Origin of the sequence: Sandarakinorhabdus sp. (genome assembly GCF_031430775.1) — a bacterium.
Lineage (GTDB): Bacteria > Pseudomonadota > Alphaproteobacteria > Sphingomonadales > Sphingomonadaceae > Sandarakinorhabdus.
Map to the genome: position 1 here is coordinate 1 of NZ_JANPCD010000150.1, position 9692 is coordinate 9692.

Annotated in this window: 11 protein-coding genes and 1 pseudogene; 3 read left to right on the forward strand and 9 right to left on the reverse strand. The window is 64.6% G+C overall.

The window, feature by feature from the left end:
- From RMQ73_RS09595 to RMQ73_RS09615, 5 genes and pseudogenes are all read right to left on the reverse strand, one after another.
- Positions 1-188, reverse strand: a pseudogene (locus RMQ73_RS09595) (5-(carboxyamino)imidazole ribonucleotide synthase); the annotation flags it as partial.
- Positions 188-667 (reverse strand): 5-(carboxyamino)imidazole ribonucleotide mutase, encoded by a 480-nt coding sequence (gene purE / locus RMQ73_RS09600; protein ID WP_310497971.1) that lies wholly within the window; start codon positions 665-667, stop codon positions 188-190. The gene purE and the pseudogene RMQ73_RS09595, both read right to left, overlap by 1 nt.
- A gap of 122 nt (positions 668-789) precedes the next feature.
- The gene (locus RMQ73_RS09605; protein WP_310497973.1) at positions 790-1323 is read right to left on the reverse strand and encodes a helix-turn-helix domain-containing protein; all 534 of its coding nucleotides are present in this window, start codon (positions 1321-1323) and stop codon (positions 790-792) included.
- Between the two features lie 74 nt (positions 1324-1397).
- Entirely contained in the window at positions 1398-3080 is a 1683-nt protein-coding gene (locus tag RMQ73_RS09610; RefSeq protein ID WP_310497974.1) for a sulfatase-like hydrolase/transferase, read from the reverse strand.
- A gap of 10 nt (positions 3081-3090) precedes the next feature.
- Positions 3091-3471, reverse strand: a complete 381-nt coding sequence (locus tag RMQ73_RS09615) for a DUF4345 family protein (RefSeq protein ID WP_310497975.1) — start codon at positions 3469-3471, stop codon at positions 3091-3093.
- Positions 3472-3578: 107 nt separating this feature from the next.
- On the opposite strand from RMQ73_RS09615, the gene RMQ73_RS09620 reads away from it, so the two are divergent.
- From RMQ73_RS09620 to RMQ73_RS09630, 3 genes are read left to right on the forward strand one after another with little or no spacing between them, the layout of a single operon-like run.
- Positions 3579-4634: an MBL fold metallo-hydrolase gene (locus tag RMQ73_RS09620; RefSeq protein ID WP_310497976.1), complete on the forward strand. Its 1056-nt coding sequence runs from the start codon at positions 3579-3581 to the stop codon at positions 4632-4634.
- Positions 4631-6445 carry an arylsulfatase gene (locus RMQ73_RS09625; RefSeq protein ID WP_310497977.1) on the forward strand — a complete coding sequence of 605 codons (1815 nt, stop codon included), beginning with the start codon at positions 4631-4633 and terminating at the stop codon, positions 6443-6445. Before RMQ73_RS09620 ends, RMQ73_RS09625 begins: the two co-directional genes overlap by 4 nt.
- The gene (locus RMQ73_RS09630; protein ID WP_310497978.1) at positions 6409-7080 is read left to right on the forward strand and encodes a DUF1275 family protein; all 672 of its coding nucleotides are present in this window, start codon (positions 6409-6411) and stop codon (positions 7078-7080) included. The genes RMQ73_RS09625 and RMQ73_RS09630 overlap by 37 nt, the downstream gene beginning before the upstream one ends.
- A gap of 6 nt (positions 7081-7086) precedes the next feature.
- On the opposite strand, the gene RMQ73_RS09635 is transcribed toward RMQ73_RS09630, so the two are convergent.
- The 4 genes from RMQ73_RS09635 to RMQ73_RS09650 all read right to left on the reverse strand — a co-directional run.
- Positions 7087-7737, reverse strand: coding sequence for a DsbA family protein (locus RMQ73_RS09635; RefSeq protein ID WP_310497979.1), 651 nt, complete (start codon positions 7735-7737; stop codon positions 7087-7089).
- Positions 7734-8150 carry a DUF1330 domain-containing protein gene (locus tag RMQ73_RS09640; RefSeq protein WP_310497980.1) on the reverse strand — a complete coding sequence of 139 codons (417 nt, stop codon included), beginning with the start codon at positions 8148-8150 and terminating at the stop codon, positions 7734-7736. The genes RMQ73_RS09635 and RMQ73_RS09640 overlap by 4 nt, the downstream gene beginning before the upstream one ends.
- A gap of 3 nt (positions 8151-8153) precedes the next feature.
- Positions 8154-9059 carry a haloalkane dehalogenase gene (locus RMQ73_RS09645; RefSeq protein ID WP_310497982.1) on the reverse strand — a complete coding sequence of 302 codons (906 nt, stop codon included), beginning with the start codon at positions 9057-9059 and terminating at the stop codon, positions 8154-8156.
- 52 nt (positions 9060-9111) lie between these two features.
- Positions 9112-9692 (reverse strand): MFS transporter (locus RMQ73_RS09650; protein WP_310497983.1); only part of this gene is annotated, 581 nt, incomplete at its 5' end.

A 9692-nucleotide genomic window follows, 5' to 3' on the forward strand; every position in this document is an offset into this window, starting at 1 on the left:
AAACTGTCCAGTGCCGCCTTGTCGTCATAGGCGGCGCGCGTCACCTGCGCCGCGACATCACCAGCCGGCAGTTCGTCCTCGGGCGCCAGCACATGCACGCGGTAGCCCATGCTGGCCGCAGCCAGTGCCAGCATGCGGCCAAGCTGGCCGCCGCCCAATATGCCGATGGTGGAGCCGGGCGCGATCATCAGACGCTATGGGCGTCCGGCACGTCGCGGGGCACTTGCGCCACGGCATCGGTCTGCGCCGCGCGCCAGGCAATGAGCCGCGCCGACAATTCCGCATCACTCAGCGCCAATATGGCGGCCGCCTGCAGCGCGGCATTGATGGCACCCGCCTTGCCGATGGCGAACGTGCCAACCGGCACGCCGGCGGGCATCTGGACGATGGACAACAGGCTGTCGATGCCCTTGAGCGATTTGGATTCGACCGGCACGCCCAGCACCGGCAAATGCGTCATCGCCGCCGCCATGCCAGGCAAATGCGCAGCGCCGCCGGCGCCTGCAATGATGATCTGGATACCGCGCGCGCTGGCGCTGCCGGCATAGTCATACAGCCGCTGCGGGGTGCGATGCGCCGACACGATGCGCGCTTCATGGGCGATGCCTAGCGCGTCCAGCGTCTGCGCGGCATGCGTCATGATCGGCCAGTCGGACTGAGACCCCATGATGATTCCGACCAATGCCAAGGCCACAGCTTCCCCCTTGAGAAAGCGGATGACAATAGGGATAGGCCGCGGGAACGGCAAAGGAAAAGACGCAGGGATGCCGGCGCCTTTTCACATGGCTGTCAGGCCGTGTGTTTTTCCACCAGTGATCGGATCACGGCGCTGGCCCGTTCATGATCGAGCGCCTGCTCGAAACGCAGCCGTTCATAAACCTCGGTGCTCAGCAGCATGTCGAGCGTTTCGACCCACATCGCATCCTTGGCCAAAGGCGCCGGAGCGACAGTGCGTTCGAGCCGTTGCCGCAGCATGGCAAGCAACTGGTCATGGTAGGTGCGGATGGTTGCCGAACGGCCGCGGTGCGCCTGGGCCGCGCGGCGATAGGGCAACAGCGCCTCGAAAACCTTCAGCCGGCGTTCCATCGCTTCGAAAACCTGGCCGCGCCAGTCTGTCGCTTCGAACGGCGCCAGCGAATCCTGGTAGCGCTGCGTCAGCCGCATCGTCATTTCGGCGAACAGGCTCTCCATGTCGTTGAAATGCCTGAACACGCTGCGAAGGCCGACACCGGCGCGCGCCGCGACTTCCTCGGCCGATGGCGTCGTGGCCCCTTCCTCGACAAGCACCATGATGGACGCGATGATGCTATCACGGCTTCGCAAGGACCGCCGACGGCGACCATCGGGCTCCATTGTCAAACGCTTGTCCATTACGCCCCTCATGACACGCTGCACGCCTAATTTGCCCAGTAGATATAATCCTCATTATTTACCGGAGATGACCCAAGTGGCCGATCGAGCGGAATTGGTGATTTGACCAGCGACAACCACGCCGGGGGTTTCTGTGTCCGGTCATGGGCAACCAACCGAGCTTTCAGCTCGGCAACTTTGGCGGGCTGTGCGGCGGCAACATCGCGCTGTTCGGTTGGATCACTGGCGAGATGATAAAGCCTGTCGCCCCCGCGCACATCGAGGCTTTGGAGTTTCCAGCCATTGTCCAGCACGACGCGGTAGCCCCCCGACCGCCAGAACAGCGTCCGGTGCGGCACACCCGTCGCCTCCCCGCTCACAAAGGGCAGGACATCGACGCCGTCGATGGCCCGGTCCCTGGGCAGCGGCACGCCCGCAGCTGCACTTGCGGTGGCAAAAATGTCGAAATGGCTGACAGGTGCTGCCATGCGAGACCCGGCGGCAATGCGCGCCGGCCAACGCATCAGGAACGGCAAATGCGTGCCGCCTTCGTAGAATGTCGCCTTCCAGCCGCGAAACGGCTTGTTGATGTCCTTCAGCCCGACATAGTGCGCGCCGCCATTGTCGGAGGTGAAAACAACCAGCGTATTGTCATCCAGGCCCTGCGCCTTGAGTTCGGCCATCACCCGGCCAACGCCGCGATCGACCCCCCTGACCATGGCAGCATACACGCGTGTGCGGTGGTCCTTGATGCCGGATAGCGCCTCGTAATCGCTCTTGAGCGCCTGCAAGGGCGTGTGCGGGGCGTTGTAGGCGAGGTACATGAAGAACGGCCGATTGCGGTTGGCGCGGATCGCCTTGACAGCATTGCCCGTAAGATAATCGGTCATGTAGCGATCGGGAGCAAAGCGCGGGCCGCCATTGAACTGCACGCTGAACGGCAGATTGGCCCAGAGGAACCGGTCGATGGGGTCGAATTCCTGCTTGGAATTGACGACATCGGGGTCGTTTTCCGGCAGGAACATCTGGCCGCCGATGATGAAGCCCAGCGATTCGTCAAAGCCCTGGTCCTCCGGACGCATGCCGGCAGCCTCACCAAGATGCCATTTGCCGAGGTGGATGTTGTGATAGCCGCGCGTGCGCAATTGTTCCGCGATGGTGATTTCCGATGCCGGCATGCCCTTAGCACCGGGTGTCGGCGCTTTGGCTGCCGCGTCTTCGTCAAAGATCGGCTTGAGGCTGGAATCGGTGTGGAAATTGGCGATGTTGCGAGCAAAGAATGTATCGGTCCGGATGAGACTGGACGGGAACCAGCTTGGCAGCTTGACGTCGGTGGGGGTGAATTCATACCCGAACCGGGTCGCATAGCGCCCGCTCATGAGTGCGGCGCGCGACGGCGCGCAGGTCGCGTTGCCAGCATAGCCGTTGGCGAACACCACGCCTTCATGGCCAATGGCGTCGATATTGGGTGTCGCAGTACCGGCAACGCCGGTGCCAGTGATGCTGACATCGTTGAAGCCAAGGTCGTCGGCAACGATCAGGATAATGTTGGGCGGCCGCTGCCCGACTGGTGGCGCGTCAGGCCCACGCTGCCATGTGACCGGGCGATTGGGCCCGGTTGCCGGCGCGAGCCAGCCGTTGAGGTGCAGCCTGATATAATCACCGCCCGCATAAAGCCCGGCGCCGACAACAGCGACGCTGCCCAGCAGGGCCTTTGCCCAGGTTTTCACAAGGCACGCTTCATTTGGCGCGTCCCAGACTGCGCTGGCACAGGAACAGCACCAGAATCATCACCGCTTCGGCGACCATCGGTTGCACGGCTTCGGGTCCGAAGCCGTCCGCGGCCAAACTGACAAATCGCCCGACCAGCGCCACCGCGAGCAGCAGCATCGGCACCAGCAGCGCCCTTGTGTCGGACCGCAGCGCACCGATCAGGGCAAATGTACCGCCGGTGATGAAAAAGCCGGGAAAATCTGCGCGCAGGGTCGCGAGGCCCTGGCTGCCGACGGGGGACAGGAAAAACTGCTGGGCAAGTTGCGCCGGGCGCATCAGAAAACCCAATCCGATCAGGATATTGAACAATCCGATAAGGGCGACTAGCCCGCGCAATGCCATTGCCATGTCATGTTCCCGTTGTGATACGTCATTGCTAATGATGGTATCATATTGTCAGAAAATGCCAAGGTGCTGGCATTGCGCGTGCCAGATATCGGGATAGAATGGCCAATATGCGAAAAAAGATATCCCTTGGGGTCGGTGTGCTGTTGGTGCTTGCCGCCGGCGCATGGCTGATGCGGGCAAGTCTGGGCACCCTGTTGCTGGAACGCTTCGCCGCCACCCGCGCCGGGCGTGACATCACGGCGGACCTGCCCGACGGGCTGCATGTCGTGCTGTGCGGCACCGGATCACCCTTGCCCGACCCTGCGCGTGCCGGGCCTTGCACGCTTGTCATCGCCGGCAGGACCATCGTCATTGTCGATGCCGGCGAAGGCGGCGCGCGCAACCTGGCGCGCTGGGGGGTGCCAGTCGGCCGCATCGATGCGCTGCTGTTGACGCATTTCCATTCCGATCATCTGGACGGCATCGGCCCGCTGATGCTGATGCGCTGGACGGGCCGCACGGCCACCAGTCCGTTGCCGGTTCTCGGTCCGCCGGGGGTGGAGCAGGTCATGGCCGGCTTCAATGCCGCCTATGCGCTCGACAATGGTTATCGCACGGCCCATCACGGCCCGGTCATCACCCCGCCGTCCGGTGCTGGCGGTGCGGCCCGCACTGTCATGCCGGGGCAGGTCTGGAACCGCGATGGGCTGGTCATCACGGCCATTGCCGTCAATCACCGGCCAGTCAGCCCGGCTTATGGCTATCGGTTCGACTACAAGGGCCGTTCGGTGGTGCTGAGCGGCGATACGGCCCCGTCGGTGGTTGTGACGTCCGCTGCAAAGGGTGCCGACCTGCTGGTGCATGAGGCGCTGCAACCCCGGCTGGTGGCGCTGCTCACCAAGGCGCTGGCGGCGCGCGGCGCGGGCAACACTGCGCAGATCACCCGCGATATCACCGATTATCACACCACGCCCGAAGCCGCCGCCGACATTGCCCAAAAAGCCGGCGTGAAGCAGCTGGTGCTCAGCCATATCGTGCCGCCCATTCCCTCGTCATTGTTCGATGCGGCGTTTCTTGGTGATGCCCCCTCGCGTTTTTCGGGCGATATCGTCGTGGGCCGCGATGGCATGATGTTCAGCCTGACCGCCGGCAGCACGGCCATTGCCGCAAGGACCCTCAATTGAGCACCGGGATACCTCGCCGATCACGTTTGCCTGCTGGCGGCATGGTGCGCCGCGCCGCGCTAGCCGCCATGCTGTTGGCCGGCGCCGCCCTGGCCCAGCCCGACCTGGCCCAGCCCTCCACAGCCAAGCCGGCAGGCGCCGCGCGGCCCAATATCGTGCTGATCATTGTCGATGACTGGGGCTATTCCGATGTCGGCGCGTTTGGCAGCGAGATTGCGACGCCCAACATCGATGCGCTGGCTCGCGCCGGTACGCGGCTGGCAAATTTCCATGTCGCGGGCAGTTGTTCCCCGACGCGCGCCATGCTGCTGACCGGCATGAATTCGCACCGGGCCGGGCTTGGCAACATGCCCGAAACCATCCCGCCGGCGCATGTCGGCAAGCCGGGCTATGACGCTGTGCTGGCGCGCGGCATCCCGACGCTGGCCAACCGGCTGCATGATGCCGGATATGCGACGCTGTTTGCCGGCAAATGGCATCTGGGACGCGGGGCGACGGACCGGGAACCGGGCAATCTGCCGGGCAATCGTGGCTGGGAACAGGCGCTGGCGCTGTCCCAATCGGGCGCCGACAATTTCGAAAACACGCCCAACAAGCTGCTTTATGAAACCGCCGACTGGACGCAAAACGGCCAGCCTGCGGCGCTGCCGGAACGTTTCTATTCGTCCACGCTCATAACCGACACCGCCATCCGGCAAATGGCGTCGGTCAAGGGCCGGCCGTTTTTTGCAACCTTGGGCTATTTGTCGAACCATATCCCGCTGCAGGCGCCCGACGCGGACCTTGCGCGCTATCAAGGCCGCTATGAGGCCGGCTGGAGCGCGCTCAGGGATTCGCGCGCCGCCGGCACCGTCAAGGCCGGCGTGCTGCCGGCCAGCCCGCACGTTACCATGGCCTCCACCCGCGATTGGCAGGCGCTGACGCCGCAGGAACGCGCCCGCTGGTCCGGCGCCATGACCGTCTATGCCGCCATGGCGACGGCGCTGGACCGCGAGATCGGCCGGCTGGTCAGCCATCTCAAGGCCAGCGGGCAATATGACAACACCGTGTTCGTGTTCGTGTCCGACAATGGCGCCGAAGCCAGCAACCCCGAAGCCAATTGGTTCACCACCGCCAATACCCGCGCCATGTACGACATGGCGCCCGCCAACCAGGGCCGGCCCGGCAGCTTCACCTATATCGGCGCCAGCTGGGCGAGCGCGGCGGCGTCGCCACTGAAGGGCTACAAATTCAGCGCATCCGAAGGCGGCCTGCGAGTGCCGTTCATCATTGCAGCGCCGGGGCGAACCGATTGGCAGCCGGGCCGGGTGGCGCACGGATTTGCCTATGCCACCGATCTGGCGCCGACCTTGCTCGATTTGGCCGGCGTTTCGGCGGGCGACGGCCTTGAGGGGCGGTCGCTGGTGCCGATGCTGGCGGGCACTGGCTCGGCACATCGCGCAGACGAGGCCATCGGTTACGAGCTGTCGGGCAATGCCGTGCTGTTCAAGGGCGATTTCAAGCTGGTGAAGAACCTGCCGCCCTATGGCGATGGCCGCTGGCATGTGTTCGACATCATGGCCGACCCCGGCGAAACGCGCGACCTTGGACCGGCGCAGCCGGCGCTGCTGGCGGCGATGAAGGGCGATTATGCGCGCTGGGCGGCGGCCAACAAGGTGCTGGCGATGCCGGACGGCTATAGCGCACCGCAGCAAATCCAGGACAATGCCTTGCGCCATCTGCTGCCGCGCCGGCTGGCGCCACTGGCAGGCGCTTTGCTGGCACTGTTGCTCGTGTGGGGCACGATGCGCGGCTGGCGACGGGCGGCCTGACGCCGATGGTCGGGCATGGCCGCCGTGACCAGGTGATTGCAGCGGCGCTGGCGGCGCTGGCCGGCTATGTTGATGCCATCGGCTTCATTGCCAGCGGCGGGCTCTTCCTCAGTTTCATGACCGGCAACAGCACACGGCTGGGTGTCGGGCTTAGCCAGCATGGCCCGGTCGCGGCGCTGGCAGCCGGGCTGCTGGGCGCGTTCGTGGCCGGCGTGACACTGGCCACGCTTGTGGGCGGGCGGCTGGGGCGGCGGCGGCAGCGCGCGCAGTTGCTGCTGGTGGCCGGCCTGCTAGGGCTTGCGGCGCTGGCGGCGGCGGCGGGGCAGACCGTGCCGGCGCTGCTGCTGGCCGCCACTGCGATGGGCGCGGAAAATTGCGTGTTCGAGGCAGGCGGCGATGTGAAGATCAGCCTGACGTTCATGACCGGCAATCTGGTGAAGGTCGGTCAACGACTGGCCCGCGCGCTGGACGGCGGCAATCGCTGGGACTGGCTGCCCTATCTTGCCTTGTGGCTGGCCATGCTGGGCGGCGCCGCCATGGGGGCGCTGGCGTGGACATGGATCGGGCTGGGCAATCTGGGGATCGCCGCCGGTATCGCCGCCGCCCTCGCCTTTGCCCTGCGCGAGGATGAATAGGGCCGCTCAGCGCGGTTGCAGGCCCTTTTGTTTCAGGCGCCAGATCAACTGGTCCAGCCGGTCCTGGCCAAAGAACGGCTCGCCGTCCACGGCCATCAGCGGCACGCCGTAATGGCCCGCTGCACGCTGGGCGGTCTGGTTGGCGTCGATGGCTGCGATGCAGTGCGCCTCGTCTGCGGCAATGGCGGCGTCCATTTCGGCAAGGTCCAGCCCGGCCCGCGCCGCAGCATCTGACATATGGTCGCCTTCGTGCCAGTTATCGACGGTACCGGACCAGATAGTGTGCGAAACCTCGCGAATGAATTCCAGGCCGCGACCGCGCGCAGCAGCGACAACGCCCAGATGAGACAGGCGGTGGATATGCGGCTGCTCGGCCGGATACAGCCGTGTCGCCGGGTCCATGATCACCGGATCGGGCATCGGCCAGCGATACGGCAGGCCCAGGTAATCGGCGGTGCGATAAGTGTCCTTCATCAGGTAAAAGACCCACAGCGGATCGACTTTCTGGAAAAAATCCGCCTGCCGCACGGCAATCGGATAGACGATGCGAACATTGCAGGTGACATCATGGCTGGCCACCAGGTCGCAAATGCGCGGTGTCACCAGATAGGAATAGGGCGAACGAAACGACCAAAACAGGTCGAACGACAGGCTCACAGGCCGGTCCCGGGTTTGGTGCGGATGTTGAGCTGGCCGGCCAGACCGGCATAGCGGTGCACCTCGATGGCCTGGTATTCAGGTGTTGCCACCATCGCCATCATCGCCTGCGGGCCGGGATAATATGCCAGCGCGACCGCATCCCAAAGTTCCGCGACATCCCCGAGCAGGATGCCGCTGACCGGGCCGGAAAACACGACATGGCCGCCAACGGCCTCAAGGCAGGCGACGACGGCGGCGCCATAGCGGTTATAGGCCTCGCGGCCGGACAGCCCGGGATCGCGGCCATCGGGATACTCTGCCACATCCCTGAATTTCAGCAGGTTGACCATGACCATCGGGCCATGATCGGCATCGGCGAAAAATGCCTGCGCCTTGTCGGGGCCGGGAAAAACCTCGTTCCTCACGTCCATGTTTCAGGCTCTTTTCATATGATCGAGGATGATGCCGACGAGTTCTTCGGGCGCGTCTTCCTGCAGGAAATGCCCGCCGCCCTTGACGATAGTGTGCGGCTGGCCGGCGGCACTGGGAATCCGCTCGATAAAGACCTTTTCGCCGCCATGGGTAACGGCGTCCTTGTCGGAAAAACAGGTCACGACCGGCTTGTCGAAGCGCTCCAACACCTCCCACGCCGCCTTGTTCTGCGCGACGCTGGCATGTTCGGGCGTCACCGGCACCAGCGTGGGGAACTGCCTGGCGCCTTCCTTGAAGCTTTCGTCCGGGAACGGCGCATCATAGGCGGCAACTTCGGCCGGCGTCAGGTCGCGGGTTGTGCCGCCATTGACAATAAAGCCGACCGGGAAGGTTTCCACTTTCTGGGAAAATTCGAGCCAGGCGCGAAAGCCTTCGGACCAGCCGGTGCCGATGGGCAGTCCGGTGTTGCCGATGACCAGCCGCGCAAACCGGTCAGGAAAGGCCGCGACCAGCCGCAGCCCGATCAGCCCGCCCCAATCCTGGCAGAACAGCGTGATGCCGGACAGATTCAGACCCGTCAGCCAGTCGCTCATCCATTCGACATGGCGTTCAAAAGTATAATCGGCGCGGTCCGCAGGCTTGTCAGATTTGCCGAAGCCAATCAGGTCGGGCGCGATGACCCGGCAGCCGGCGGCCACCAGCGGCCCGGCGAATTTGCGGTACAGATAGGACCAGCTCGGCTCGCCGTGCATGAGCAGCACGATGGGACCATCGCGCGGTCCCTCGTCGATATAATGCAGACGCAGCGCCGTGCCGGTAGCGCGGTCGGTCAACTCGGCATGGTGAGGCGCAAAGGGATAATCCGTGAGGCCGGCAAAGGCGGCGTCGGGGGTGCGCAGGACAAGCATCAGAGGCGACTCCATTTACTGGCATTTAAAGTGCCAATTAATGACATATGGGTCAAGCGGTCTTGGTTGTTTCGCGGCCCAGCGCGATGCTGCCCCGCCAGAAGAAAAACGCCGGCAGCAGCCCGAGCCAGGCGGCACCGTACAGCACCCAGCGGACGCTGTCGGGACCAGCCATGGGTTTGAAATAATCGGACATGGCGCCGAAAAACAACGGCCCCAGCCCCAGCCCGATCAGGTTTTGCGCAAACACCATGACGGCGGCGGCCATGGCGCGGGTCTGCGGTGTCGCCAGCGTCTGCACCGCCGCATAGGCCGGGCCATAATAGCTGGCATTGAAGATTGTCGGCAGCACCAGCAGCGCCATCGCCACTCGCCAGTCGGACGAGGCATAGGCGGCAAACAGCATGGGCGGCGCGATCACCATGCCGATGGCCGGGCCGGTCAGCATGTGGCGGCGGTTTTGGCTGCCATACCGGTCGGCCAGCCAGCCGCCGGCCCAGGTGCCGAAAATGCCGGCGGCGCCCAGGATCGTCCCGGCATAAAGCGCCGTTTCACCGACGGACAGCCCATGTGTGCGCTGAAAATAGATCAGCGCCCAGACACCCTTGCCATAAGACAGGAACGCCACCAGCC

Bases quoted from the DNA above. Each gene is read 5' to 3' on its own strand.
- RMQ73_RS09615 (WP_310497975.1), bottom strand. From the start codon at position 3,471: ATGGCAATGGCATTGCGCGGGCTAGTCGCCCTTATCGGATTGTTCAAT.
- purE (WP_310497971.1), bottom strand. From the start codon at position 667: ATGGGGTCTCAGTCCGACTGGCCGATCATGACGCATGCCGCGCAGACG.
- RMQ73_RS09620 (WP_310497976.1), top strand. From the start codon at position 3,579: ATGCGAAAAAAGATATCCCTTGGGGTCGGTGTGCTGTTGGTGCTTGCC.
- RMQ73_RS09640 (WP_310497980.1), bottom strand. From the start codon at position 8,150: ATGGACGTGAGGAACGAGGTTTTTCCCGGCCCCGACAAGGCGCAGGCA.
- RMQ73_RS09645 (WP_310497982.1), bottom strand. From the start codon at position 9,059: ATGCTTGTCCTGCGCACCCCCGACGCCGCCTTTGCCGGCCTCACGGAT.